This window comes from Amycolatopsis antarctica (assembly GCF_002262875.1).
Lineage (GTDB): Bacteria > Actinomycetota > Actinomycetes > Mycobacteriales > Pseudonocardiaceae > Amycolatopsis > Amycolatopsis antarctica.
Map to the genome: position 1 here is coordinate 355669 of NZ_NKYE01000004.1, position 25505 is coordinate 381173.

Here is a 25505-nt window from a genome sequence, read left to right on the forward strand (position 1 = left end):
CCCGAGCACGCCTGACACGGACACCCGCCGCGCACCCGGTCGGTCGTTCGGCCCGGGCGCCGGGGCTGACGGGCCGAGGTCGAACTCGGCTTCGAGGCGGGCCGGGTCGTCCGCCGCGGGACCGGCGGACCGCGGCGCCGAGCTGACGCGAGCCGGGCCGGGCCGGGCCGCTACTGCCGTTCCCACAAGCGTGCGTAGTGCCCGCCCGCCGCGACCAGGTCCGCGTGCGTGCCCTGCTCGACGATCCGCCCGTGATCGAGCACCACGATCCGGTCCGCGCGTGCCGCCGTGGCCAGCCGGTGCGCCACCACGAACGTCGTTCGCTTGCGGGTCAACGCATCCGTGGCGCGCAGCACCGTCGCCTCGGTCGCCGGGTCGAGCGCGGCGGTCGCCTCGTCCAGCAGCAGCACGTCCGGGCCGGCCAGCTCCGCCCTGGCGAGCGCGACGAGCTGACGCTGCCCCGCCGACAGCGAACGGCCGCGCTCGCCGACCTCCTGGCGGAACCCCGACGTCAGACCCGCGATGCCGTCCAGCGCACCGACCGCGCGGACGGCGGCCTCGACCTCGGCGTCGCTCGCCGAGGGCGAGCCGTAGCGGATGTTGTCCGCGACCGTGCCGGTGAACAGGTGCGCCTCCTGTGGCACCACACCCATCCGCCCGCGCAGCGCGGTGAGGTCGTAGTCCCGGATGTCCACACCATCGATCCGCACCGTCCCGCCCGTGACGTCGTAGAACCGGGCGAGCAGCTTCACCACCGTCGACTTCCCGGCACCCGTGGCGCCGACCAGCGCGATGGTCGCTCCTGGGGCCACCTCCAGCGACACCCCGCGCAGCGCCGGGCCGTCCGACCCGGTGTACGCGAAGTCGACCCCGTCCAAGGTCACCGCACCCCGCAGCCGCGCGGGCACCGGCACCGGGTCCGTGGCGGCGGGCACCGAGGTCGGTGTACGGAGCAGGTCGCCGATCCGGCGCAACCCCACCTTCGCCTGCTGGTAGGCGTCGAACACCGAGGAGAGCTGCTGGATGGGGGAGAAGAACAGGCCGAGGTAGAGCAGGAACGCCAGCAGCACGCCGGGCGAGAGCGTGCCCTCGGCCACGCGGTACGCCCCCACGGCCAGCACCGTGGCCTCGGCGATACCGGAAAGCATTGTCACGAAAGGAAAATAGGTGGCGATGTAGCGCTGCGCGCGAAGCCGGGAACGCCGGTAGTCGTCGCTGCGCGAGGCGAAGTTCCGTGCCGAACGCTCCTCCCGGCTGTACGCCTGCGCGACACGCAGCCCGCTCACGTTCTCCTGCATGTCGGCGTTCACCACACTGACCCGTTCCCTGGCCTCGGTGTACGCCGCCGAGGACAGCCGGCGGAAGATCACCGTCGCGAGGAGCAGCACCGGCAGTACGGCCAGCGCGTACAGCGCGAGGGAGACGTCGGTGAACAGCAGAGCGCCGCCGATACCGAGCACGGTCATGGCGCTCACCACCGCCTGCGCCAGCCCGGTCTGCAGGAACGAGGACAGCGCGTCCACATCGGTCGTCATCCGCGTCATGATCTTGCCGGACAGTTCCCGCTCGTAGTAGTCGAGACCGAGCCGCTGAAGTTGCGCATAACTGCGCACTCGCAGCAGATACAGCACCGACTCACCGGCCCTGGCCGTGACCAGGGTCTGCACCGCGATCACCGCCCAGTCCACCGCGATCACCGCCGCCCCGATCCCGGTGGCCAGCAGGATCGCCGACAGCGCCCCCGCGGTGACGCCCTCGTCGATGCCGTACCGGTACAGCGTGGGCAGTGCGATGGTGGCCAGCGCGTCGGCCGCCACCAGGCCCACCACCAGCGCCAGCAGTGCCCGCACCGGTCGCAGGACGCGGCTCAGCCGGAATTCCGGGTCCGGGGCGGAGGCGTCGATACCGCGCAGCCCCGGCTCGTCCCGTGCGGGCGGAAGTTTCGCCACCGCGGCGAGCAGCTCCGGGGTCGGCGGCACGTTGATCGCCGCGCCCGCCCCGCGCGGCGCCCCGGGCGCCCGCGCCGCGGCCGGTGCCGCCGTGCCGGACCAGGCGGGTGATTCCGCCTCCCCATCCGCAGGCCACAACGCCGGTGTCCGCCCCGAGGCGTCCGGATCCAGAGGCCGATCGGGATGCCGCTGCTCGAGGTCGTCGCCAGGTCCGGAGATGAGCTCCCGGTAGAGGGCGCAGCGCCGCTGCAGCTCCTCGGTCGTGCCGGTGTCCACCACCCGCCCGCCGTCGAGCACGGCCACCCGGTCGGCCAGCGCCAGCGTGGACCGCCGGTGCGCGATCAGCAGCGTGGTGCGGGAGGCGGTGACCTTGTGCAGCATGTCGTGGATCGCGGCCTCGGTGACCGTGTCGACGGCGGAGGTGGCGTCGTCGAGCACCAGCACCCGCGGGTCGGTGATCAGCGCGCGCGCCAGCCCGAGACGCTGTCGCTGCCCGCCGGAGAGGGTGAGCCCGCGTTCGCCGACCGGGGTGTCGTAGCCCTGGGGCAGATCCAGGATGAACTCGTGCGCCTCGGCGGCCTTCGCGGCGGCGACCACGTCCGCCTCGCTCGCGTCGGGATGGCCGTAGGCGATGTTGTCCCGGACGGAGGAGGAGAACAGGAACGCCTCCTCGAACACGATCCCCAGGCTCCGGCGCAGGTCGGCCAGCCGCACGTCCCGTACGTCCACCGTCGCGTCCGGTGCGCCGATCCGGACCGACCCGGCGTGCGCGTCGTAGAAACGGGGCAGCAGCAAGGAGATCGTCGACTTGCCGGACCCGGCGGTACCCACCAGTGCGAGCGTCTCGCCGGGCCGGGCGTGCAGGGAGAGCCCGTCCAGCACCGGATCGGAGCGGGTGTAGCCGAACCGGACGTCGGTGAAACGCACCTCCAGCGGACCGTCCGGCAGCGCTCGCGCCCCCGGCGCGTCGGCCACCTCCGGCTGCGCGTCGACCAGCTCGTAGACCCGTTCGGCACCGGCCCTGGTGAGCTGGGCCTGCACCACCAGTCCGGACAGCATGCGCGCCGGGCCCGCCAGCGCGGAGACGTAGGTGGCGAAGGCGAGGAAGGTGCCGAGACTGACCTCGCCGCGCAGCGCCAGGTAACCGCCGGCGCCGAGGACCGCGACCTGCCCCGCGGCCGGAAGTGCCGAGGTGGTGGCCGCCGGGATCGAGGTGAGCCGGGCCGAGCGCAGCCGCTCGGCGAACAGCGTCCGCGCCGCCCGTTCGAGCGTGCGCACCTCCCGGTTCTCCTGGCCGAACCCCTTCACCACCCGCACCCCGGTGACGGTCTCCTCGACCTGCTGCGCGATGTCCGCCGCCCGCTGCTGCGCGGACCAGGTCGCCGGGAAAAGCCGGGTCCGGCTCACCGCCACCACGATCGCGATCGCCGGGGCGACCACCAGCGCGATCAGCGTGAGCAGCGGGGACATCCACAGCATCGCGCCCAGCGCCAGCACGGCGAAGATCACCGAGCCCGCGGAGAGCGGCACCTGCATGAGAATGCCGGTGACGAGCTGGAGGTCGGTGATCGCCCGCGACACGATCTGCCCGGTGCGCATCGAGTCCTGCTTGCCGCCGTCCAGCCGGGACACCGCGCCGAACACCGTGCGGCGCAGATCGTGCTGCACGTCCAGGGCCAGCTTCCCGCCGACGTACCGGCGCAGGAACGCGGTGCCGAACGCGAGCACCTGCAGTACCAGCAGCCCGGCGACCAGCACGCCGAGCCGGGACGTCTGCCCGGCGACCGCGTCGTCCACGGCGACCCGGACCAGCAGCGGCCCGCTCGCCTGCAGGCCGACCCCGAGCATCGCGGCCACCAGCGAGAGCACCACCAGCCGCGGGTGCCGCCAGCAGGCCGTCGCCAGTCGCCGGATCCAGCCGCGGGCCGGTGGTGCCGCGGTGGCGCCGGCGGATCCGGTGGGGCGTGGCGGGGCCGTGGTGGTCACCGATCCAGGCTATGCGCGTCCCCCGACACACCGCCGCGCCCGGCGTACTGGGACGACGGGCGCGGCGGGGGGTGGCGCGGCTCCGGGGCGGATCCGGCGCGGCTCAGGTGATGTCGCGCCGCTGGTTCACGAACCAGCCGGTGCCGAAGAACGCCAGCGTCCAGCCGCCGAAGATCAGCGCCGAGGCCCACCAGGAGAACGCGCCGGGCGCACCGGCCGCGAACTGCAGGGACCACTGGAGCTGCGCGTCCAGACCGGGCAGGGTCACCCCGGCCGCACCGAACGCCTCCGCGCCGATCGCGCCGACGATGCCGTTCGCCGCCCCGTTGGGCAGCACGCCGCCCAGCCAGTCCAGGTCGAGCGAGGCGTATGCCACGATGATCAGGATGTTCTCCACGATCAGCATGTAGATCATCAAGGTGATGACGCTGCCGGTGACGCTGCGCCACATGGCGCCGACGCCGATGCCGAACAGGGTCGCGAGCGTCGTCGCCAGTACCCCGGCACCGAGCACGCCGATGAACTGCCCGGTGTCCGGCATCCGCGCGCCGTCCACCGTCAGGACCGTGCCGAGGCTGGCGAACAACACGTTCACCACGCCGTAGAGCACACCCCAGCCGATGTAGGTGACCATTTTCGCGGTCAGCGCGGCACCGCGGTTCGGTGCGGTGAGGAAGGTGGTGCTGATCGTCTTCTTCCCGTACTCACCCGCCAGCGCGAACACGCCGAAGATCATCGGGAAGATCGTGCCGATGTTGATGCCGTGTGCCATCGCCAGCAGGCCCACCGGCAGCGCGTCCGGGTCGAGTCCGAGGATGCTGGTGAGTGTGCGGGCGTCGGAGCTGCCGAGGTAGTCGCCGAACTCGTTGACGACGTTGCCCCAGCCGAACGCGAAGCCGAACGAGAACACCACCGCCGGGATCAGCAGGCCCCACCAGCTCTTGGTGGTCAGCGTCTTGCGCAGCTCGGCCTTGATCAGGTTCCCCATCAGCGCTGACCTCCCCATTCCTGGCCGTGGCCGGGTTGCTGTCCGTATCCCGGCGGCGGTTGCGCTCCGCCGGGCGGAGGCCCCCAGCCCTGTTGCTGCGGCGGGGGCGCTCCTGGGGCAGCCTGCCCGCCGTACGGCCCGCCCTGGCCCTGCGGCCCGCCGTACTGGCCACCGCCGTACTGGCCCTGGCCCCGCGCCTGCGGGCCACCGCTGTACTGCCCGCCCGCGTACTGGCCGCTGGTGAGCTGGAAGAACATCTTCTCCAGGTCCGCGGAGTCCTCGTGCAGCCCGTAGATCGCCACGCCCGCGCGCAGCGCCACGTCGCCGACCTGCTTGGCGTTGGTGCCGGTGACCGCCAGTTCGCCGTCGGGCGTCGGCTGGACGTCCACGGCTCCGGCCTCGCGCAACGCGGTGACCAGTGCCTGCGGATCGGAGGGGCGCACGATAACCCGTGCCTGCTGGGACTTGCGGAGCTGGTCGACCCTGCCCTGGTACATCGTCTGCCCCCGGCTGACGATCACCACGTTGTCGATCGTCTGCTCCACCTCGGCCAGCAGGTGACTGGACACCAGTACCGTCCGGCCCTCCTTGGCGAAGGTGCGCAGGAACGTACGCAGCCAGGCGATGCCCTCCGGGTCGAGACCGTTCGCGGGCTCGTCGAGTACCAGCACCTGGGGGTCGCCGAGCAGGGCCGTCGCCAGCGCGAGCCGCTGCCGCATGCCCAGGGAGAAACCGCCCGCGTTGCGGTCGGCGGCGGGTGTCAGCCCGACCAGACTGAGCACCTGGTCGACCCGCTGGTCGGCCACGCCGATCGCGGCCGCGTACACCCGCAGGTGGTTGCGCGCGGTGCGCATCGGGTGGAAGCCCTCGTTCTCCAGCACCGAGCCGACGACGGTCGCCGGCGAGCCGAGCCGGTTGTGCGGCATGCCGTTGATCGTGGCCGTGCCCGCCGTGGGCGTCACCAGCCCGAGCAGCATTCGCAACGTCGTGGTCTTGCCCGCCCCGTTCGGTCCGAGGAATCCGGTCACCGATCCGGGTTCCACCGCGAAGCTGAGGTTCTGGACGGCCGTGACCTGGCCGAACTGTTTCGTCAGATTGTGCACCGCTATGCGGCCGCTACCGTCGTGCATCGTGTGTCCCCTCGGGCAAGTCGGTCGACGCTCATCCTGCCTCATCCGCAAGCGCCCGATCGGGGGAGGCGGTGGACTGCCTGGCGACGTTCGTCACCCTGCGTCGCGGAAAATGTGGTCGCCAAGTCGGCTATGCGGAGGTTTTCCTTCGGTGAGACCCCGGATGCCGGTCTCAACTTTTTCGACCTCGCCGGACCGTGACGCCACCTGGATGTAGCAATTCGCGCAAGTTGCAGGCCCCGGGAGGCGCGAACAGAAGTTACGACCTAAACTGGCCAGTGGCGGCCCGCTCCCAGTGACCCCCAGGCTGGTTGAGCGGGCCGCCGCTTACGTTCCCGGATCCCGTCACCCTTCGCGATCGGTTTGCGCTGTGAGAAAACTCCGGTGACGGCCGCGCACGCCTGCTCGTACGATGTACGTGTCTCTTACGTTGTACGAGAATCTGAGGGGATTCCGGCCGTGCATACTTCCGAACACGACCCTGCCCACCCGACGCCGGGCGTCGCGGCCGAGCAGGGACATCCGCAGCGGTGGATCATCCTCGCCGTCCTGTGCCTGTCGCTTCTGGTCGTGGTTCTCGACAACACGGTGCTCAACGTCGCGATCCCGTCGATCACCAACTCGCTCGGTGCGTCGACCGCCGACATCCAGTGGATGATCAACGCCTACTCGCTGGTGCTGGCCGGCCTGCTGCTGACCACCGGTTCGCTCTCCGATCGCTTCGGGCGCAAGCGATCCCTGCTGATCGGGCTGGTGCTGTTCACCGGCGGCTCCGCCTTCGCCGCCTTCGCCGAGACGTCCCTGCAGCTCATCATCGCCCGCGGTGGAATGGGCGTCGGCGCGGCGTTCCTGATGCCGGGCACGCTCGCCGTGCTGATGCAGATCTTCACCCCGCAGGAGCGGCCCAAGGCGATCGCGGCCTGGTCCGCGGTCGCGATGATGGGGCTTGCGCTGGGCCCGGTGGTCGGCGGCGCGCTGCTGGAGCACTTCTGGTGGGGCTCGGTCTTCCTGATCAACCTGCCGGTGGGGCTGCTGGCCATCACGGCCATCGCACTGCTGGTGCCGGAGTCGAAGGATCCGACGAGTCGCCGGGCGGACGTCCCCGGCGTTCTGCTGTCCATGGTGATGGGCATCGGGATCGTCTACGGCATCGTGTCCGTGGCCGAGCACGGCTGGGGATCGACGCAGGTGCTGGTGCCCCTGGCGATCGGGGTCGCGGCACTGACCGGGTTCATCCTCTGGGAACGCCGCGCCGCCTCGCCGATGCTCGACGTGACGCTGTTCGCCAACAAGCACTTCACCGGGGCCGTCGCGTCCGGTGCGCTGATCGCGTTCGCGCTGGCCGGATCGATGTTCCTGTTCACCCAGTACCTGCAGTTCGTCCTCGGCTACGACCCACTGGAGGCCGGGTTCCGGGTGATGCCGCTGGCCCTGAGCGTGCTGGTGATCAACGCCGTCAGCCCCAAGGTGCTGGCCCTGCTCGGCGCGGCCCGGACGGTGCTGATCGGCCTGTGCGTCGTCGCGGCCGGTTTCGTCGCGCTGAGCACCGTCAGCGCCGACGGCGGGTACGCGCCGACGCTCGTCGGCATGATCCTGATCGGCATGGGCGTCGGCGTCGCCATGCCTGCCTCGGCCAACGCGCTGATGAGCGCGATCCCGCCGGAGCGTGCCGGTATCGCCTCGGGCCTGATGTCGACCCTGCAGGAGGCGGGCAACGCGCTCGGTGTCGCGATCCTCGGCACCGTGATGGCCGCCCGTTTCGCCGCCGACCTGCCGCCGTTCCTGCCGGACGGTTCGGAACGCTCGGTCGGCCTCGCGCTGGGCGCGGCCGCGCAGGCACCGGACGCGCCGAACGTGATCGTCACCGTGCAGAACGCCTTCGTGTCGGGGATGAGCTTCAGCCTGGTCTGCGGTGCCGTCGCGGCACTCGGCGCGGGCGTCGTCGCGTGGACGATGTTGCGCCAGCAGCCCACGGCCGGCGTCACCAGCCCGGTCGTGACCGGTGCGGGAGGGCAGTGACGGCGTGACCGAGGACGCCGGTGTCTCGCCGCTGGACAGCGTGTGGCTGTCCGCGGCGGGCGCCGCCGAGTCGCGGCCGGGCAGGCCGTCGGGGCTGAACCGCGGCCAGATCGTCCGGACCGCGATCGGGATGCTCGACCGGGACGGCCTCGGCGCGCTGTCCATCCGCAGGCTCGCCGCGGAGCTGTCGGTGGCCCCGATGTCGCTCTACTGGCACGTTCCCACCAAGGACGCGCTGCTGGAGTTCGCGCTCGACGAGGTGTTCACCGAGGTCGATCCGGCCGCGGAGGACCTGCCCTGGCAGGACGCGGTGCGGGCGGTGGCGCGCGGGATCCGGACGGCGATCCACGCGCATCCGTGGGTGCCGGGCCTGCTCGGTTCCCTGATGAACTCCGGCCCGGTGTCGATGCGGCTCACCGACTCGCTGATCGGTGCGCTGGAACGGTCCGAAATGCCGCGCGCCGAGATCGGCCTCGCGGTGGGGACGATCAACAACTTCGTCTACGCCTACGCGGGCAACGAGGTGAAGTGGATGCAGCGGATCTCCGCGCAGGGCGTCCGGCCGGAGGAGATCCACGGCGAGATGATGCGACGGTTCACCGACCGCTATGCGGGGGAGCTGCCGCGGATCGTCCACTACGTGACGCGGGTGGAACTAGGCCAGCCCGGCGAGCACTTCGAGTACGGACTCGGGAAGCTGCTCGCCGGGCTGGCCTCGCCTGTGCGGCCTTAGAGCGCGACCGGCGCGAACGGCAGCTCGTGCGCCACGGCGACCGCCTCGTTGGTGACCGCACCGGCGTGGGTGTTCAGCCCCTTCGCCAGGCTCGCGTCCTGGCGAAGGGCGGTCTCCCAGCCGTGCGCGGCGAGCTGCACCGCGTAGGGCAGCGTCACGTTGGTCAGGCCGTAGGTCGAGGTGCGCGGCACCGCACCCGGCATGTTGGCGACGCAGTAGAACACCGAGTCGTGCACCGCGTAGGTGGGCTCGTCGTGCGTGGTGGGCCGGGAGTCGGCGAAGCAACCACCCTGGTCGATCGCGATGTCGACGAGCACGCTGCCCGGCTTCATCCGGGACACCAGGTGGTTGGACACCAGCTTCGGCGCCTTCGCCCCGGGAACGAGCACCGCCCCGATCACCATGTCGGCCTCGAGCACCGACTCCTCGACGGACAGGGCGTTGGAGGCGACGGTGCGGATCCGGCCGCCGAAGTCGTTGTCGATCTGCCGCAGCCGGTCGACGTTGGTATCCAGGATCTCGACGTCCGAGCCGAGGCCGAGGGCGACCCTGGCGGCGTTGATGCCCGCCACGCCGCCGCCGATGACGACGACCCGCGCCGGGTGCACGCCGGGGATGCCGCCGGGCAGGACGCCGCGCCCGCCGCTGGGCTTCATCAGTGCGTAGGCGCCGACCTGCGGGGCCAGCCTGCCCGCGACCTCGGACATCGGGGCCAGCAGCGGCAGCGCGCCGTTCGCGGTCTGCACGGTCTCGTAGGCGATGGCGGTGGTGCCCGCGTCGACCAGCGCGTCGGTGAGCGCACGGTCGGCCGCCAGGTGCAGGTAGGTGAACAGCACCTGGTCGCGGCGCAGCCTGCCGTACTCGGCGGCGATGGGCTCCTTGACCTTGAGCACCAGTTCACCCTGGGCCCAGGTCTCGTCGGCGGTGCCGAGCACCTTGGCCCCGGCGGCGAGGTACTCCTCGTCGGTGATCGAGGAGCCGATGCCCGCCCCGGCCTCCACGAAGACGTCGTGGCCGCGGCCGGTCAGTTCGTGCACGCCGGCCGGGGTCAGCGCGACCCGGTATTCATGCTTCTTGATCTCACGGGGAACGGCGATGCGCACGGCTGCCTCCTGCGGCCTGGATGAACTGCGGTGGTGACAACGGTGAACCACCCGGACGGCGGTGTCATCGTGCCACCGGCACAAGCTTGCCCCTTCTTTCTTGTTCCAGCAGCACTGCCAGTGTCGCCGTGCGCGCACGTCAGTTCCAGCGCAGGGCGACGAGCTGCACGACGAGTGCGAGCCGTACGTCGGGCTGGTCGAGGTCCAGCGAGGAGAGCTCCAGCAGCTTGCGGACCCGGTACCGCAGGGTGTTCGGATGGATCCGCAGTGCACGCGCGGCCGACCGCGGATCGCCGGGGTGCCGGAGCCATTCGTACAGCGTGCTCACGTACTCGGTGCCGTGGGCGGAGTCGTGCTCCCGCAAGGAATCCAGCGGTCCCAGCTCGCCCACCCTTGCCGGCGTCGAGACCGTGGCCGCCCGGTGCAACGCGAGCTGCGGCCACGCCTCGCCGAAACTCACCACCTCGCCCGCGACGACGCCGGAACGCAGCAGCGACAACGCCTCCTCCGCCTGCGCGCGGGACACCGCGAGCCGCGCCACGTCGAACGCGCCACCCGCGGCCACCCGCAGCGTGGCGATCTTGCCGCGCGCCGGGAGGTCGGCCAGCGCCTCGCGCAGCGCCGGCCACTCGCCGTCCGGGACGACGGCGTACAGCAGTCCGCGCAGCTCGGTCGCCACCTGCCGGGTGCCCATGCCCTGGGCGATGCGCTCCAGCAGGGACAGCCGCAGCGCCTCGCCGTCCGAGGTTCCCCGCCCGCCCTCGGTGTCGATCACCACGACGCGGTGCGGTTCCGCGGCCAGGCCGAGTTCGGTCACCGCGGTGCGAGCGGCCACGGTGCCGTCGAGCAGTCCGCGCAGCAGTTCGGCCGAGGCGCGACGGTCGGCGTCCACCTGCGTCCGCCTGCGCAGCAGGTGCAGTGCCACCACCGGGGCGGCGTCGGCGAAGGCGGCCGCCCGCTCGTCGGACACCGGTCCGGTGACCACCGCCCACATCGATCCGAGCAGTTCCCCGCCCATCCGGATCGGCACGATCAGCCGGGGCAGCGTGCCGTCCCGCTGACCCGGTACGAAGATCGTCTGGTGGCCGCGGGAGAGCTCGCGGAACACGCCGCGGGAGCGGAAACGGGTGAGCACGTCGTCCGGGATGCGGCGGCCCATGATCGTCGAGACCCGAGCGGGATCGGTGAGGTCCTGGCGGGAGGAGTACGCGAGCACCCGGGAGTTGGTGTCCTCGATGGTCACCGGGGCGTCCACCACGGCCGCCGCCGCGTCCGCGAGGCGGAACAGATCGCTCGCGACCGGGTCGCCCTCGCGCTCGTCGGATTCGTCGGTGATCGCGTCGAGGACGGTGCGCAGCAACCAGACGAGCTGTGCCCACGAGGTCGCCGTGTTCACCTCGACCAGTGCGATCCCGGTGGAGCGGGCGGTGCGCCGGATGGCCGCCTTCCCGGCGAGCGGGGCCTTCAGCAGCACGGCGGCGACCTGGCGGGCGGCGCAGGCCTCGATCAGCGCGACCGCCTCGCTCGGGGCGGAGGTGGCCACGCCCAGCACCAGGTCGCCCGCCGCGAGTTGCCCACCGTCCGGCTCGGCGATCACCACGTCGCCGACGGCCGGGCAGTCGGCGGGGGTGTGCAGCAGGCGCAACAGGGTCGGCCCGACCCGGTCGACGACGCTCTGCACGGCTGCCATCAGCGTTCGGAAACCTTGTGACGGAGGGAAAGCCCGTTGCGGGCGATGGCCGGGGCCGGGACGCCGGAGGTCGGGGGCAGCAATGGGCGTGCCGCCGGGGTGAGCGGCGCGGAACGGGCCAGGGCCCGGCTGCCGATCGCCATCGGCCCATCGTACTTTCCGCACCCGATCCATCCGTGTGGACACAACCCGCCCCAGGTCCCGTCCGCCCCCGAACGGATCACCTCAGCCACCCGATCGAGTGGCAACACGTGCGCCATTCCGCCATACGTCGACATATTGCGGCGAGACGGAACGCAATATGTCGACGTATGGCGATGCCTTGCGCACGATGGATCGCAATACGTCGACATATTGCGGCAACAAGCGCATCGTGGTTGGCGCGGTGGCCGGGGCGAGCGCTCCCAGGGGGTGGAACCCGGTTGGGCCGGATGGCAGACCTGGATAGCTTCGCCTCATGGCCTGCGCGCGGCCAGCCGACCGAAGACGCCCGCACCGCGAGGAGAAGCAGATGACCGAAGCAGCCGAGGGCCGGGCCTGGTCCTTCGAGACCAAGCAGATCCACTCCGGTGCCGAGCCCGATCCCGCCACCGGTGCGCGCGCCACGCCGATCTACCAGACGACCTCGTACGTCTTCCGGGACAGCCAGCACGGCGCCGACCTGTTCAGCCTCGCCGAGCCAGGCAACATCTACACCCGGATCATGAACCCGACGCAGGACGTTCTCGAGCAGCGCGTCGCCGCTCTCGAGGGCGGTGTGGCAGCCCTCGCCTTCGCTTCCGGTTCGGCCGCCACGACGGCCGCGATCCTGAACCTCGCCGGTGTCGGGGACCACTTCGTCTCCAGCCCCTCGCTGTACGGCGGCACCTACAACCTCTTCCACTACACCCTGCCCAAGCTCGGCGTGGAGGTCACCTTCGTCGACGACCAGGACGACATCGAGCAGTGGCGGGCCGCCGTGCGGCCGAACACGAAGCTGTTCTTCGCCGAGACGCTCGCCAACCCGGGCAGCAACGTCCTCGACATCCGCGCGGTCGCCGATGCCGCCCACGAGTCCGGGGTACCGCTGGTCGTGGACAACACCGTGCCGACGCCGTTCCTGCTGCGCCCGATCGAGCACGGCGCCGACGTCGTCGTGCACTCGGCGACCAAGTACCTGGGCGGCCACGGCACCACGGTCGCCGGCGTGCTGGTCGACGGCGGCACCTTCGATTTCGGTGCCGACCCGGAGCGCTTCCCCGGCTTCAACGAGCCGGACCCCAGCTACCACGGCCTCAAGTACTGGGAGGCGCTCGGACCGGGCGCGTACGCGGCGAAGGCCCGCGTGCAGATCCTGCGCGACACCGGTGCCGCGATCGCCCCGTTGAACAGTTTCCTCATCCTGCAGGGAATCGAGACGCTGTCGCTGCGCCTGGAGCGGCACGTCTTCAACGCGAAGGCGCTCGCCGAGTGGCTGGAGGCGCGGGACGAGGTGGCCAAGGTCTACTATGCCAGCCTGCCGTCCAGCCCGTGGTACGAGGCGGCGAAGAAGTACCTTCCCGGCGGAGCGGGCGCGGTGCTCTCCTTCGACCTGCACGGCGGCGTCGACGCCGGTCGCGCCTTCGTGGACGGCACCGAGCTGCACAGCCAGCTCGTCAACATCGGTGACGTCCGAAGCCTCATCGTCCATCCGGCCAGCACCACGCACAGCCAGCTCAGCCCGGAGGAGCAGCTCACCAGTGGCGTCACGCCCGGTCTGGTGCGCCTCGCCGTCGGGCTGGAAGGCGTCGAGGACCTCAAGGCCGATCTGGAGGCCGGTTTCCGGGCGGCCAAGGCCGCTCAGTGACCCAGGCGTCCGCGCCGGATCTCCCGCCCGTCACCGGTGCGTGGCGGGCGGGCGATCCGGCGGGGCGCAGGCAGTGGGTCTCGTCCCCGGACACGCTCGCGCTGGAGGCCGGGGACGAGCTGCCCGGCTTCACCCTGGCGTACGAGACCTGGGGAACCCTCGCCCCGGACGGTGCCAACGCCGTGCTGATCGAGCACGGCCTCACCGGTGACAGCCACGTCGCCGGCCCCGCGGAAGCGGGCCACCCCACCCCCGGCTGGTGGGGTGGCCTGGTGGGGCCGGGGCTCGGGCTGGATACCGAGGAGCTGTTCGTCGTCGTGCCCAACGCGCTGGGCGGCTGCCAGGGTTCGACCGGTCCGTCCTCAGTGGATCCGGACGGAAAGCCTTGGGGCAGCAGGTTTCCCGTCCTCACGACACGGGATCTGGTGACGGCCGAGGTGGCGCTCGCCGACGCCCTCGGCATCGGCCGGTGGGCCGCGGTGCTGGGCGGGTCGATGGGCGGGATGCGGGCGCTGGAGTGGGCGGTCTCCCAGCCGGACCGGGTCGCGTCGCTGCTGGTGCTCGCCGCGCCCGCCGCCGCCTCGGCCGACCAGATCGCCTGGGCCTCGCCCCAGTTGCACGCCATCACCGGCGACCGGGGGTGGCGCGGTGGCGACTACTACGACGCCGATCCGGGCGACGGGCCGCATCACGGGCTGGGCGTGGCCCGGCGCATCGCGCACATCACCTACCGCAGTGAACCCGAACTGGCACACCGGTTCGGACGCGTGCCGCAAGGTGCGGAGGATCCGTTGCGTGGTGGCCGTTTCGCTGTTGAGTCCTATGTGGACCATCACGCGGACAAGCTGGTCCGCCGGTTCGACGCGGGCAGCTACGTCACCCTCACCCGCACGATGAACACCCACGATGTCGGCCGGGACCGCGGCGGTGTCGGTGCCGCGCTGCGCAGGGTCCGGGCGCGGACGATGACGGTGGGTGTCGACAGCGACCGGCTCTATCCCGTCGCGCAGACGCGGGCGCTGGCCGAGGGGACAGGTGGCGAGCACGTGGAGATCTCCTCGCTGTACGGGCACGACGCTTTCCTGCTGGAGACGGCCCAGATCACCCCGCACGTCACCCGGCTGCTGGCGCACGCCACCTGACGCCCACCCGTGCCCTGCTGCGTCAGGAGAGGGCTTCGGCGATCCAGTCCGATACCGGCAGATCGCGTTCGATGCACTCGCCGGACAACCGGATCGTCCAGCGCAGGGCCTGCAGCAGCAGGCTCTCCACCTCGTCCGGCGCGGCGTTGGCCAGCGCGATCTCCACCTGCTCGGCGGCCGCGTCGGTGTTGCCGTGCACCTCGGCGAGCAGCGTCCGCACCGCCGTGCGGACGGGCGGATCGGCCTGGTCTATCGACACCTCCTCGCCGTCGGAGTCGAAGACCTGCACCTTCACCGGCGCGGTGCCGCCGTCGCCGAGGGTGGCGACCATGCCGCTGCACTCGCCGAACAGCAGCAGCATCATCTCGCGTGTCTCGGCGGAGCGCCCCTCGGTATCGGGCGCCGTCGGCCGCACCTGATCCAGCGCCTCGTCGTCGGCGCCCAGGTGCATGGCGATGAGGGCGCGCTGCGCCTGGGCGACCAGCCCGCCTTCGTCGTCCTCGCTACTCGGCTGCACGTGCCCATCAAACACCAGAGATCGCGGAATTGGGATCCTCCGCGGGTGCGCTCCCTTGCCGGAGGTCAGCCCGCGGCGCGCAGTGCACCGAGAGCGAGCCTGCCCAGCAGGGTCGCGAGCTGGGCGTCACTGAGGTGGCGGTTGTGCGGTGTGGAGTTGATCAGCCCGAACACGGCGTGTGCGGCGGAGCGGGCCTCCGTCTCGCCGACTCCGGGCACGGCGTCGCGGATCGCCCGCACCCACACCTCGACGTACCGCCGTTGCAGGGCGCGGACCTGCTTGCGGTCCTCGTCGGTGAGATTGCCCAGGTTGCGTTCCTGCACGGTGATCAGCGCGGGGTGGGCGAGCGCGAAGTCGACGTGGAACTCGACGAGCTGTGCGAGCACCTCCTGGGCGTCGGCCACCGCCTCGGCGCGGCCGCTGCCGCCGTCCAACAGGAAGGTGCTGATCGAGGTCAGCATCTCGCCGAGCATGGCGTCCTTGCTGCGGAAGTGCCGGTAGAGCGCCGGGCCGGAGATGCCGACGGCGGCGCCGATGTCGTCGATGCCGACACCGTGGAAACCGTGCCTGGCGAACAGTTCCGCCGCCGCGGCGAGAATCTGCTCGCGTCTGCTGGATTTCGCGTTGGTCGCGAGCGGTGTCGGCTGGGACGGCATCGGCACATCGTATGCGCCGACGTTAGCGAGCGCTAACGTCATGGCCTTTCGAGTTGAGCCAGTCGGCGTAACTCTGTGACCTGCGCTTCCGCAGTGATTAACGGACCTGGTAATTCTAAGTCGCGTTTATCACTCACGAAGGGCTCCCCATGACCGCGCGCTCTCGTTCGTCTCGCTCGTTCACCCGCATGTTCGCGGCGCTCGGGGTCGCCGCCCTGGCGACGCTCGGCGCGGGCACCACCGCGTCCGCGGCCGAGGAGGCCGCCGTCAACTACGTCGCCCTCGGCGACTCGTACTCCGCGGGCGTGGGGGCGGGTGACTACGGCGACTCCGGTAGCTGCAAGCGCAGCGCCAACGCCTACCCGCAGCTCTGGGCCAACGCCAACAGCCCCGCCAGCTTCGAGTTCGCAGCCTGCCTCGGCGCCGTCACCGACGACGTCCTCTCCGGCCAGCTCGGCGCGCTGAACGCCGACACCTCGCTGGTCACCATCTCCATCGGCGGCAACGACGCCGGCTTCGTCGACGTGATGATCGACTGCACGCTGAGCAACGATCAGGGCTGTGTCGACCGGGTCGCCGAGGCCAAGGCCTTCGCCACCAGTGAGCTGCCCGGCCGCCTCGACAACGTCTACTCGCAGATCAAGTCGAAGGCCCCGAACGCCGACCTCGTCGTGCTGAACTACCCGCGCTTCTACGAGATCGGCGGCTCCTGCAACGGCGGGCTTAGCGACGTCAAGCGGGAGGCGATCAACTCCGGCGCGGACGCGCTGTCCGAGGTCACCTCCGAGCGTGCCTCCGCTGCCGGCGCGAAGTTCGCCGACGTGCGGACGAACTTCGCCGGTCACGGCATCTGCTCGGAAGACTGGTGGCTGCGCAGTGTCACCGTTCCGGTCGACGAGTCGTACCACCCCAACGCCGCGGGCCAGTCGGGTGGCTACCTTCCCGCGCTGACCGGCGTCACCGGCTGACGACCGCCGCGCACCTCTTCGCACACCGCTGGACACTCAGGTTAGTAGGCGCTAACATCCCGCTCGGGGTTAACGCCTACTAACCTGAGTTTTTTTTCTGCCTGCGGATGACGAGGGAGGCCATGGACGCGCCGGTGCTCACCAGCTCCGCGGATCCGCGGGCGGAGGCGTACGCGCAGTCCGCCGCCGCGCACGCCGAGCTGGTGGAAGATCTGAACAAGCGACTCGCCGTCGCCCGTACGGGTGGATCCGAGAAGTCGCGTACCCGCCATGTGGAACGCGGCAAGCTCCTGCCGAGGGACCGGGTGGACGCGCTGCTCGATCCGGGCTCGCCCTTCCTCGAACTCTCGCCGCTGGCCGCGACCGGCCTCTACGAGGACGAGGCGCCGTCCGCCGGGATCATCACCGGAATCGGCCGCGTCTCCGGCCGGGAATGCGTGATCGTCGCCAACGACGCCACGGTCAAGGGCGGCACCTACTACCCGATGACGGTGAAGAAGCACCTGCGGGCGCAGGAAGTGGCTCTGCACAACAACCTTCCGTGCATCTACCTGGTCGACTCCGGCGGGGCGTTCCTGCCGAGGCAGGATGAGGTCTTCCCGGACCGCGAGCACTTCGGCCGCATCTTCTACAACCAGGCCACCATGTCCGCCAGGGGGATCCCGCAGATCGCCGCCGTGCTCGGCTCGTGCACCGCGGGCGGCGCCTACGTCCCGGCGATGAGCGACGAGGCCGTGATCGTGCGCAATCAGGGCACGATCTTCCTCGGCGGCCCGCCGCTGGTGAAGGCCGCCACCGGCGAGGTGGTGACCGCGGAGGAACTCGGCGGTGGCGACGTGCACTCCCGTCAGTCCGGGGTCACCGACCATCTAGCGAACGACGACGCCGACGCGTTGCGGATCGTTCGTTCCATCGTCTCCACCCTCGGCCCGCGCACGCCCAGGCCGTGGGACGTGCTGCCCACCGCCGAACCGGCGGTGGACCCGGCGGAGCTCTACGGCGTGGTGCCGAAGGACTCGCGCACGCCCTACGACGTGCGCGAGGTGATCGCCCGGATCACTGACGGCAGCTGGTTCGCCGAGTTCAAGAAGGAGTACGGCAGCACGCTCGTCACCGGTTTCGCTCGGGTACACGGGCACCCGGTCGGCGTCATCGCCAACAACGGGGTGCTGTTCGCGGAGTCGGCGATGAAGGGCGCGCACTTCATCGAACTGTGCGACAAGCGCTCGATCCCGTTGCTGTTCCTGCAGAACATCACCGGGTTCATGGTCGGCAGGGACTACGAGGCGGGCGGGATCGCCAAGCACGGAGCCAAGATGGTCACCGCGGTGGCCTGTGCCCGGGTGCCGAAACTGACGGTGATCATCGGCGGTTCCTTCGGCGCGGGCAACTACTCGATGTGCGGGCGCGCGTACTCGCCCCGGTTCCTGTGGATGTGGCCGAACGCCCGCATCTCGGTGATGGGCGGGGAACAGGCGGCCTCGGTGCTCTCCACCGTCCGCAGGGACGGGATCGAGGCGCGTGGTGGCGAGTGGTCCGCGGACGAGGAGGAGGCGTTCAAGGCGCCGGTCCGCGAGCAGTACGAGGAGCAGGGCAGTCCCTACTACTCGACCGCCCGCCTGTGGGACGACGGCGTGATCGACCCGGCGGACACCCGCACGGTCGTCGGGCTCGCCCTCTCCGCGGCGGCCAACGCGCCGCTCGATCCCGTCGGCTACGGCGTCTTCCGGATGTAGGGGCAGGTTCGACATCATGTTCGACACAGTTCTGGTCGCCAACCGTGGTGAGATCGCCGTGCGCGTCATCGCCTCGCTGCGCAGGATGGGCATCCGGTCGGTCGCGGTCTACAGCGACGCCGACGCCGACGCGCGGCACGTGCGGGAGGCCGACCTGGCAGTCCGGATCGGTCCCGCCGAGGCGTCCGCCAGCTACCTGTCCATCCCCGCGATCATCGCCGCCGTCCGGGAGTCTGGCGCGCAGGCGGTGCACCCCGGGTACGGCTTCCTCGCCGAGAACGCCGCTTTCGCCCGTGCCTGCGCCGAGGCGGGCGCGGTGTTCATCGGGCCGCCGGTCGAGGCGATCGACGCGATGGGCGACAAGATCCGCTCCAAGGCGACCGTCTCGGCGGCCGGGGTTCCCGTCGTACCCGGAAAGTCCGATGTGGACATTCCGGAGGGTGGCTTCGGCGACGCCGCCGACGAGGTCGGATATCCCTTGCTGCTCAAGCCGTCCGCGGGCGGTGGCGGCAAGGGGATGCGCCTGGTGTCCGCGCGCGGGGAACTGGAGGCGGCCGCCGAGTCGGCCCGCCGCGAGGCCCGGGGCGCCTTCGGTGACGACACGCTGCTGATGGAACGCTTCGTCACCACCCCGCGGCACATCGAGATCCAGGTGCTCGCCGACGCGCACGGCACCGTGATCCACCTCGGCGAGCGTGAGTGCAGTCTGCAGCGGCGGCACCAGAAGATCGTCGAAGAGGCGCCGTCGGCGCTGCTCGACGAAGCGACCCGGCAGCGGATGGGCGCGTCCGCGGTCGAGGCGGCCAGGTCCGTGGGCTACGTCGGCGCGGGCACCGTGGAGTTCATCGTCTCCGCCGCCCGGCCGGACGAGTTCTTCTTCATGGAGATGAACACCCGGCTGCAGGTGGAGCATCCGGTCACCGAGATGGTCACCGGTCTCGACCTGGTCGAGTGGCAGGTGAGCATCGCAGCGGGGGAACGGCTGACCGTCGCGCAGGAGGACGTCCGGCTGGACGGGCACGCGATCGAGGCCCGGGTGTACGCCGAGGACCCGGCTCGCGGATTCGTCCCCACCGGCGGCACGGTGCTCGCGGTACACGAGCCCTCGGGCGCGGGCGTGCGGGTGGATTCCTGTATGGACGCCGGGACGGTGGTCGGCTCGAACTACGACCCGATGCTGGCCAAGGTCATCGCCTGGGGACCGGACCGGGCGGCGGCGCAGCACCGGCTGGACCGGGCACTGGCGTCGACGGCGGTGCTCGGCGTCGCCACGAACGTCGCCTTCCTCCGGGCGCTGCTCGCCGACGCCGACGTCCGCGCGGGCAGGCTGGACACCGAACTGGTGGAGCGCAGGCTGGATGTGCTCGTCGGCGGTGGTACTCCCGAGGAGTTCCTGGTGGCCGCCGCGATGGAACGCATGCTGCGCCTGCTGCCCGCGGGCACCGGCGGCGGTGTGGTCGATCCGTGGGAGGTGCCGAACGGCTGGCGGATGGGCGGCTCCGGCGGGGTGGTGTTCCGGCTGAAGGCCGGGGACACCGAGGCGCTGGTGCGCGTCGAGGGCCTGCCCGGCGATGCCACGGTCGGCGTCGACGGGGCGGAGCCCGCCCCCGTCTCGGCGCGCTGGTCCGGCGAGGAGCTGGAAGTGCGCCACGGCGGGCAGTTCCGCCGCTACCGGCACGCCCAGACTGCGGACGGCACGCTCTGGCTGTCCAGGGACGGGCATGGCGTCGCGGTCGGCGAGCGGCCGAATCTGCTTGCCACGCAAGCGGAAACCTCCGGCGGCGGGCCGGTGACCAGTCCGATGCCCGGTGCCGTGCTGGTCGTCAAGGCGGCCGTCGGCGACGCGGTCACGGCCGGGACGCCGCTGCTGATCGTCGAGGCGATGAAGATGGAGCACACGATCACCGCACCGGTCGACGGTGTGGTCAGCGAACTGCACGTACGGGCGGGCCAACAGGTCGCGCTGGACGAGCCCCTTGCCGTGGTCACCCCCGCATCCGAGGAGCAGGACACATGATCGACTTCAGGCTGGACGAGGAGTACGGCGCGCTGCGCAAGTCGGTGGAGGACTTCGCGCAGCGGGAGGTCAAGCCGGTCATCGGCGACTTCTACGAGCGGGAGGCGTTCCCGTACGACCTGGTCGCCAAGATGGGGGAGATGGGCCTGTTCGGCCTGCCCATCGCGGAGGAGTTCGGCGGCATGGGCGGCGACTACTTCGCCCTCTGCCTGGCACTGGAGGAGCTGGCGCGGGTCGACTCCTCGGTCGCGATCACGCTGGAGGCCGGGGTCTCGCTCGGCGCGATGCCGCTCTACCGCTTCGGTACCCCCGAGCAGAAGGAGCGGTACCTGCCGGACCTCGCGGCGGGGCGCGCGCTGGGCGCCTTCGGGCTGACCGAACCGGGCGGTGGTTCCGACGCGGGTGCCACCCGCACCAGTGCGAAGCTGGTGGACGGCCGGTGGGTGATCAACGGGTCCAAGTCGTTCATCACCAACTCCGGCACCGACATCACCAAGCTGGTCACCGTCACCGCCGTCACCGCCGCGATGGAGGACGGCCGCAAGGAGATCTCGGCGATCATCCTGCCCTCGGGCACACCCGGTTTCGCCGTGGCGCCGAAGTACTCGAAGGTCGGCTGGAACGCCTCGGACACGCACGAGCTCTCGTTCGACGACGCGACCGTGCCGGAGGCGAACCTGCTCGGCACCCGCGGCCGCGGTTACGCCCAGTTCCTGTCCATTTTGGACGAAGGCAGGGTCGCGATCGCCGCGCTCAGCGTCGGTCTCGCCCAGGGTTGCGTGGACGAGTGCCTGCGCTACGTCGCCGAGCGGGAGGCGTTCGGCCACAAGATCGGTACGTACCAGGCGATCCAGTTCAAGATCGCGGACATGGAACTGCGCACGCACAACGCCCGCCTTGCCTACTACGCGGCGGCGTCGAAGATGCTGCGCGGCGAGCCGTTCAAGAAGGAGGCGGCCATCGCGAAGCTGACCGCCTCGGACGCGGCGATGGACAACTCGCGGGAGGCCACGCAGATCTTCGGCGGCTACGGCTTCATGAACGAGTTCCCGGTCGGGCGCTTCTACCGGGACGCGAAAATCCTGGAGATCGGCGAGGGCACCAGCGAGGTCCAGCGCATGCTGATCGCCCGCGAACTCGGCCTGCGGTAGCGGCCGGGGCGTGGCCGCCGCCCCGCGATCACCCCCGGCTCGCCCGACTGTGATAGATATACCGGTATAACTATCACGTAGACGAGGTGTGGCGATGATTGAACTGAAGACCGTGGCCGAGTTGGACATCATGCGCGAGGCCGGCCGCGTCGTCGCCAGGGCGCTGGCCGCCGTACGGGAGCGGGCCGCGATCGGGACGAGCCTGCTCGAACTCGACGAGATCGCGGCCGGGGTCATCCGGGATGCCGGTGCCGGATCCTCGTTTCTCGGCTACCAGCCGCGGTTCGCGCCGAGCCCGTTCCCCGGAGTGCTGTGCACGAGCGTGAACGACGCGGTGGTGCACGGCGTCCCGACCGAGTACCGGCTCCGGGACGGCGACCTGCTGAGCATCGACTTCGGCGCGCACCTCGACGGCTGGCACGGTGACGCGGCGATCAGCTTCGTCGTCGGTGAGGCGGACCCCGCGGACCTCACGCTGATCGAGACGACCGAGGCCGGGCTGGCTGCCGGGATCGAGCAGGTGCGCCCGGGCGCCAAGCTCGGTGACATCGGCCACGCCATCGCCGCCGTCGGCCGCGCCGCGGGCTACGGGCTGCTGGCCGATCACGGCGGGCACGGCATCGGCAGAGCCATGCACGAGGCCCCGCACGTACCCAACGAGGCCCGGGCGGGTACCGGGCTGAGGTTGCGGCCCGGCATGGTGCTGGCCATCGAACCGATGTTCGTCATCGGCGGGACAGACGCCTACCGGCAGGGCGAGGACGGCTGGACCCTCTACACCGCGGACGGTTCCCGTGCCGCGCACGTGGAGCACACGGTCGCCGTCACCGAGGACGGGCCGCGCGTCCTGACCGTGCCGTGAGCGAACTGGTGATCCGGCCGGGAACACCCGCCGACCAGGACCTCGTGCTCGGCTTCTTCGACGAGGCCGTCGCCTGGCTGACCGAGCGCGGGCGAAGCGGACAATGGGGCACGGAACCGTTCTCCGGCAACGAGAAGCGAACCGCCCGGGTGCGCGAGATGGCCGAGAGCGGCGGATTGTCGATCGGCCTGCTCGACGGCGTCCCGGCCGGTGCCATCACACTCACCGGGACCTGCCCCGCGCACGTCGAGCCGGCGCCCGAGCGGGAGCTGTACGTCGACCTGCTGATCACCTCCCGGGCGTGCACCGGCCGCGGGGTGGGTGCGGCGCTGCTCGAACACGGGCGGGAGATGGCGCGGGAACGCGGGATCGGACTGCTGCGCGTCGACTGCTGGGCCGGGGGTGACGGCGCGCTCGTTCGGTACTACGAGAGCCAGGGCTTCGTGCGCAGCGGCCGCTTCGACGTTTGCGGCTGGATCGGGCAGGTCTTCGAGCAGCGGGTGAGCTGACCGGGCGCATCGTCCGGCGCATTGTCCGAAATGGACCGGCCGCGAGTTCCCGGTGTGCCGCACGTCCTTGTTGCCGGCGCCTTCCGCGGGCAGACTGGCGGGTGAGGCGGACCGAGAACAGGGAGATCGACGATGGCTTCACCACCCGCACGGCTGGCCGCCGCCGCGTCCAACCTGCTCGGGAAAGTCATGGGTGGTGGCGTCGCGGACCTGCGGCCCGTGCCAAGGGTGCTGATCGACCAGGGGCCGAACCGTTCGGTGTACCGGATGACCGGCGGCGAGGGTGACGGTCCGCCGATCCTGCTCGTGCCCCCGCTGGCCGCGCCCGCCCTGTGTTTCGACCTGCGCCGTGGCTGCAGCCTGGCCGAGCACCTGGTGGAAGCCGGGCACAACACCTACCTCGTCGACTACGGCAACGTCGCGTTCTCCGACCGCAGGCTCGGTATCGAGCACTGGGTGGACGAGGTGCTGCCCAGGGCGATCCGCAAGGTCAGCGCCGACTCCGGTGGGCAGCGGGTGCACCTGGTGTCCTGGTGTCTCGGCGGGATCTTCTCGCTGCTCACCGCGGCCGACCAGCCCGAGTTGCCGATCGAGTCGATCGTCACCATCGCGGCCCCGTTCGACTCCACCGCGATCCCGATCATCGCCCCGTTCCGGCCACTGGTGGACCTCACCGGCGGGCACCTGCTCACGCCGTTCTACCGCGCGCTCGGCGGTGCACCGTCCTATGTGGTCACCCAGGTGTTCAGGGCCACCGGGATCCACAAGGAAATCACCAAGCCGCTCGCGATCCTGAAGAACCTGGACGACCGGGACTTCCTGGCCCAGATCGAGGCCGTGGACCACTTCATGGACAACATGATCGCCTACCCCGGGCGCACGTTCGGCCAGATCTACCACCGTCTCTTCCGGGCGAACGATCTCGCCGAGGGCAGCATGGACCTCGGTGGCAGGGCCGTGTCCATGTCGGAGGTGAAGGTGCCGACGCTGATCGTCGCGGGCGAGAACGACACCATCGCCCCGAAACCGGCGGTGGAGCGGCTCGTCGGCCTGCTCGGCAACGCGGCGTCCGTCCGGTTCGAGACCGCGCCCGGCGGGCACCTCGGCGTACTCACCGGCCGTCGCGCGCGGAGTACGACCTGGCGCCACATCGACGAGTTCCTCGCCGGTCAGATCGGCCGCTGAGCACCCGGGCGAACCGGGCGCCGCGACTGATGGCCTGTGGTCCGACGGCGGCTCCCGTTCCGGGCGAACGGCGAACCGCTCTTCGCTACCCCGCGGCCTACCTGAGTTCCGCCGAGGTCTTGCCGAGCAGCCGGCGGGCGACGATGAGCTGCTGGATCTGTTGTGTCCCTTCGAAGATGTCCAGGATCTTCGCGTCGCGGCTCCACTTCTCCAGCAGCGATTCCTCGGTGTAGCCCAGGGTCCCGGTGAGTTCGACGCAGCGCAGGGTGATGTCGACGACCGAGCGGCCCGCCTTCGCCTTGGCCATCGAGGCCTGCAGCGAGTTCGGCTTGCGGTTGTCCGCCATCCACGCGGATTCCAGCGTCAGCAGGTATGCGGCCTCGTAGTCGGCCTCCAACTGGAGGTAGGCGGCGGCCGCGGCGTGCTGGTTGTTCGCGGGCTTGTCGTAGTCGACGGTCACCCCCGCCTCGGCGAGTACGCGGGCCGTCTCCTCCAGCGCCGCACGCGCGACACCGATGGCCATCGCGGCCACCAGCGGGCGGGTGTTGTCGAAGGTCTGCATGACCCCCGCGAAGCCCTTCTTGGTGTCGACCTCCGGGCTGCCGAGCAGGTTCTCCTTGGGAACGCGGCATTCCTCGAAGCGCAGCACCGCCGTGTCGGACGCCCGGATGCCGAGTTTGTGTTCGAGGCGCACCACCTCGAACCCCGGGGTCCCCTTCTCCACCACGAACGACTTGATGGCCGCGCGGCCCTTCGACCGGTCCAGCGAGGCCCAGACGACGACGGCGTCCGCGCGCTGCCCCGCGGTGACGAAGATCTTCTCCCCGTTGAGCACGTACTCGTCGCCGTCCAGCCGGGCGCTCGCGGTGATCGCCGCGGAGTCCGAACCGCAGTCCGGCTCGGTGATCGCCATCGCCGCCCAGATCTTGGCGAAACGTTCGAGCTGCTCCGGATTCGCGACGGAGGCGATCGCGGCGTTGCCCAGGCCCTGTCTCGGCATCGACAGCAGCAGGCCGACGTCGCCCCAGCACATCTCGATCGTGCCGAGCACCGTGCTCAGGTTGCCACCGTTGCGGTTGCCGCTCTTCGCGCCGCCGGTGTCCTCACGGCGCACACCGGCCGCCCCCGCGCCGCCCTCGCCGGACGAGTTCAGCCCGTCCAGCACGGCGGCGAACATGTCGAGTTCGGTGGGGTAGGCGTGCTCGGCGCGGTCGTACTTGCGCGAGATCGGCCGCAGCACCTGCGACGCGGCCTGGTACGCCTGGTTGACCAGTGCGCCGGCCTTCTTCGGGACCTCGAGGTTGATCATGGGATTGCCTTCCAGCGATGGGGAGCGCGG

20 protein-coding genes are annotated in these 25505 nt (G+C 70.9%); 11 read left to right on the top strand and 9 right to left on the bottom strand.

Features of this window, described 5'->3' with window-relative positions:
* Nucleotides 1-170: 170 nt before the first annotated feature.
* The 3 genes from CFN78_RS09495 to CFN78_RS09505 form a co-directional block, all read right to left on the bottom strand.
* Complete coding sequence (locus tag CFN78_RS09495; protein WP_420807868.1) at nucleotides 171-3935, bottom strand: ABC transporter ATP-binding protein; 3765 nt, start codon at nucleotides 3933-3935, stop codon at nucleotides 171-173.
* A 103-nt stretch (nucleotides 3936-4038) separates the two neighbouring features.
* Entirely contained in the window at nucleotides 4039-4923 is an 885-nt protein-coding gene (locus tag CFN78_RS09500; protein ID WP_094862252.1) for an ABC transporter permease, read from the bottom strand.
* Entirely contained in the window at nucleotides 4923-6053 is a 1131-nt protein-coding gene (locus CFN78_RS09505; RefSeq protein ID WP_094862253.1) for an ABC transporter ATP-binding protein, read from the bottom strand. Before CFN78_RS09505 ends, CFN78_RS09500 begins: the two co-directional genes overlap by 1 nt.
* A gap of 459 nt (nucleotides 6054-6512) precedes the next feature.
* Between CFN78_RS09505 and CFN78_RS09510 the strand changes: the two genes are divergently transcribed.
* On the top strand, nucleotides 6513-8072 hold the full coding sequence (locus CFN78_RS09510) for an MFS transporter (RefSeq protein ID WP_240519352.1): 1560 nt from the start codon (nucleotides 6513-6515) through the stop codon (nucleotides 8070-8072).
* 4 nt (nucleotides 8073-8076) lie between these two features.
* Nucleotides 8077-8805: a TetR/AcrR family transcriptional regulator gene (locus tag CFN78_RS09515; protein WP_133116313.1), complete on the top strand. Its 729-nt coding sequence runs from the start codon at nucleotides 8077-8079 to the stop codon at nucleotides 8803-8805.
* Here the strand turns inward: CFN78_RS09515 and ald are convergent.
* The 3 genes from ald to CFN78_RS29110 all read right to left on the bottom strand — a co-directional run bounded on the left by ald (nucleotide 8802) and on the right by CFN78_RS29110 (nucleotide 11741).
* On the bottom strand, nucleotides 8802-9908 hold the full coding sequence (gene ald, locus CFN78_RS09520; RefSeq protein ID WP_094862255.1) for an alanine dehydrogenase: 1107 nt from the start codon (nucleotides 9906-9908) through the stop codon (nucleotides 8802-8804). The genes CFN78_RS09515 and ald overlap by 4 nt on opposite strands.
* Before the next feature lie 139 nt (nucleotides 9909-10047).
* Complete coding sequence (locus tag CFN78_RS09525) at nucleotides 10048-11598, bottom strand: PucR family transcriptional regulator (RefSeq protein ID WP_094862256.1); 1551 nt, start codon at nucleotides 11596-11598, stop codon at nucleotides 10048-10050.
* Nucleotides 11598-11741 (bottom strand): hypothetical protein, encoded by a 144-nt coding sequence (locus CFN78_RS29110; RefSeq protein ID WP_165777499.1) that lies wholly within the window; start codon nucleotides 11739-11741, stop codon nucleotides 11598-11600. Before CFN78_RS29110 ends, CFN78_RS09525 begins: the two co-directional genes overlap by 1 nt.
* Before the next feature lie 368 nt (nucleotides 11742-12109).
* Between CFN78_RS29110 and CFN78_RS09530 the strand changes: the two genes are divergently transcribed.
* Nucleotides 12110-13423, top strand: coding sequence for a bifunctional o-acetylhomoserine/o-acetylserine sulfhydrylase (locus CFN78_RS09530; protein ID WP_094862257.1), 1314 nt, complete (start codon nucleotides 12110-12112; stop codon nucleotides 13421-13423).
* Entirely contained in the window at nucleotides 13420-14565 is a 1146-nt protein-coding gene (gene metX, locus CFN78_RS09535; RefSeq protein ID WP_094862258.1) for a homoserine O-acetyltransferase MetX, read from the top strand. The genes CFN78_RS09530 and metX overlap by 4 nt, the downstream gene beginning before the upstream one ends.
* Before the next feature lie 22 nt (nucleotides 14566-14587).
* On the opposite strand, the gene CFN78_RS09540 is transcribed toward metX, so the two are convergent.
* Nucleotides 14588-15016, bottom strand: coding sequence for a hypothetical protein (locus CFN78_RS09540; RefSeq protein WP_240519358.1), 429 nt, complete (start codon nucleotides 15014-15016; stop codon nucleotides 14588-14590).
* A 131-nt stretch (nucleotides 15017-15147) separates the two neighbouring features.
* Nucleotides 15148-15738, bottom strand: a complete 591-nt coding sequence (locus CFN78_RS09545) for an SACE_7040 family transcriptional regulator (RefSeq protein WP_094862260.1) — start codon at nucleotides 15736-15738, stop codon at nucleotides 15148-15150.
* A 149-nt stretch (nucleotides 15739-15887) separates the two neighbouring features.
* Between CFN78_RS09545 and CFN78_RS09550 the strand changes: the two genes are divergently transcribed.
* The 7 genes from CFN78_RS09550 to CFN78_RS09580 all read left to right on the top strand — a co-directional run bounded on the left by CFN78_RS09550 (nucleotide 15888) and on the right by CFN78_RS09580 (nucleotide 24166).
* Nucleotides 15888-16706, top strand: a complete 819-nt coding sequence (locus CFN78_RS09550) for an SGNH/GDSL hydrolase family protein (protein WP_094862261.1) — start codon at nucleotides 15888-15890, stop codon at nucleotides 16704-16706.
* A 122-nt stretch (nucleotides 16707-16828) separates the two neighbouring features.
* The gene (locus tag CFN78_RS09555) at nucleotides 16829-18442 is read left to right on the top strand and encodes a carboxyl transferase domain-containing protein (protein ID WP_094862262.1); all 1614 of its coding nucleotides are present in this window, start codon (nucleotides 16829-16831) and stop codon (nucleotides 18440-18442) included.
* Nucleotides 18443-18458: 16 nt separating this feature from the next.
* On the top strand, nucleotides 18459-20459 hold the full coding sequence (locus CFN78_RS09560) for an acetyl/propionyl/methylcrotonyl-CoA carboxylase subunit alpha (protein ID WP_094862263.1): 2001 nt from the start codon (nucleotides 18459-18461) through the stop codon (nucleotides 20457-20459).
* On the top strand, nucleotides 20456-21610 hold the full coding sequence (locus tag CFN78_RS09565) for an acyl-CoA dehydrogenase family protein (protein ID WP_094862264.1): 1155 nt from the start codon (nucleotides 20456-20458) through the stop codon (nucleotides 21608-21610). The genes CFN78_RS09560 and CFN78_RS09565 overlap by 4 nt, the downstream gene beginning before the upstream one ends.
* A gap of 94 nt (nucleotides 21611-21704) precedes the next feature.
* Nucleotides 21705-22472, top strand: coding sequence for a type I methionyl aminopeptidase (map, locus tag CFN78_RS09570; RefSeq protein ID WP_094862265.1), 768 nt, complete (start codon nucleotides 21705-21707; stop codon nucleotides 22470-22472).
* Nucleotides 22469-22981, top strand: coding sequence for a GNAT family N-acetyltransferase (locus tag CFN78_RS09575; protein ID WP_094862266.1), 513 nt, complete (start codon nucleotides 22469-22471; stop codon nucleotides 22979-22981). The genes map and CFN78_RS09575 overlap by 4 nt, the downstream gene beginning before the upstream one ends.
* 132 nt (nucleotides 22982-23113) lie before the next feature.
* The gene (locus CFN78_RS09580; protein ID WP_094862267.1) at nucleotides 23114-24166 is read left to right on the top strand and encodes an alpha/beta fold hydrolase; all 1053 of its coding nucleotides are present in this window, start codon (nucleotides 23114-23116) and stop codon (nucleotides 24164-24166) included.
* Nucleotides 24167-24263: 97 nt separating this feature from the next.
* On the opposite strand, the gene CFN78_RS09585 is transcribed toward CFN78_RS09580, so the two are convergent.
* Nucleotides 24264-25475, bottom strand: coding sequence for an acyl-CoA dehydrogenase family protein (locus CFN78_RS09585; RefSeq protein WP_094862268.1), 1212 nt, complete (start codon nucleotides 25473-25475; stop codon nucleotides 24264-24266).
* Between the last annotated feature and the right edge of the window lie 30 nt (nucleotides 25476-25505).

Bases quoted from the DNA above. Each gene is read 5' to 3' on its own strand.
- CFN78_RS09500 (WP_094862252.1), bottom strand. From the start codon at position 4,923: ATGGGGAACCTGATCAAGGCCGAGCTGCGCAAGACGCTGACCACCAAG.
- CFN78_RS09505 (WP_094862253.1), bottom strand. From the start codon at position 6,053: ATGCACGACGGTAGCGGCCGCATAGCGGTGCACAATCTGACGAAACAG.
- CFN78_RS09525 (WP_094862256.1), bottom strand. From the start codon at position 11,598: ATGGCAGCCGTGCAGAGCGTCGTCGACCGGGTCGGGCCGACCCTGTTG.
- CFN78_RS29110 (WP_165777499.1), bottom strand. From the start codon at position 11,741: ATGGCGATCGGCAGCCGGGCCCTGGCCCGTTCCGCGCCGCTCACCCCG.
- CFN78_RS09530 (WP_094862257.1), top strand. From the start codon at position 12,110: ATGACCGAAGCAGCCGAGGGCCGGGCCTGGTCCTTCGAGACCAAGCAG.
- CFN78_RS09540 (WP_240519358.1), bottom strand. From the start codon at position 15,016: ATGCACCTGGGCGCCGACGACGAGGCGCTGGATCAGGTGCGGCCGACG.
- CFN78_RS09545 (WP_094862260.1), bottom strand. From the start codon at position 15,738: ATGCCGTCCCAGCCGACACCGCTCGCGACCAACGCGAAATCCAGCAGA.
- CFN78_RS09550 (WP_094862261.1), top strand. From the start codon at position 15,888: ATGACCGCGCGCTCTCGTTCGTCTCGCTCGTTCACCCGCATGTTCGCG.
- CFN78_RS09555 (WP_094862262.1), top strand. From the start codon at position 16,829: ATGGACGCGCCGGTGCTCACCAGCTCCGCGGATCCGCGGGCGGAGGCG.
- CFN78_RS09560 (WP_094862263.1), top strand. From the start codon at position 18,459: ATGTTCGACACAGTTCTGGTCGCCAACCGTGGTGAGATCGCCGTGCGC.
- CFN78_RS09565 (WP_094862264.1), top strand. From the start codon at position 20,456: ATGATCGACTTCAGGCTGGACGAGGAGTACGGCGCGCTGCGCAAGTCG.
- map (WP_094862265.1), top strand. From the start codon at position 21,705: ATGATTGAACTGAAGACCGTGGCCGAGTTGGACATCATGCGCGAGGCC.
- CFN78_RS09580 (WP_094862267.1), top strand. From the start codon at position 23,114: ATGGCTTCACCACCCGCACGGCTGGCCGCCGCCGCGTCCAACCTGCTC.
- CFN78_RS09585 (WP_094862268.1), bottom strand. From the start codon at position 25,475: ATGATCAACCTCGAGGTCCCGAAGAAGGCCGGCGCACTGGTCAACCAG.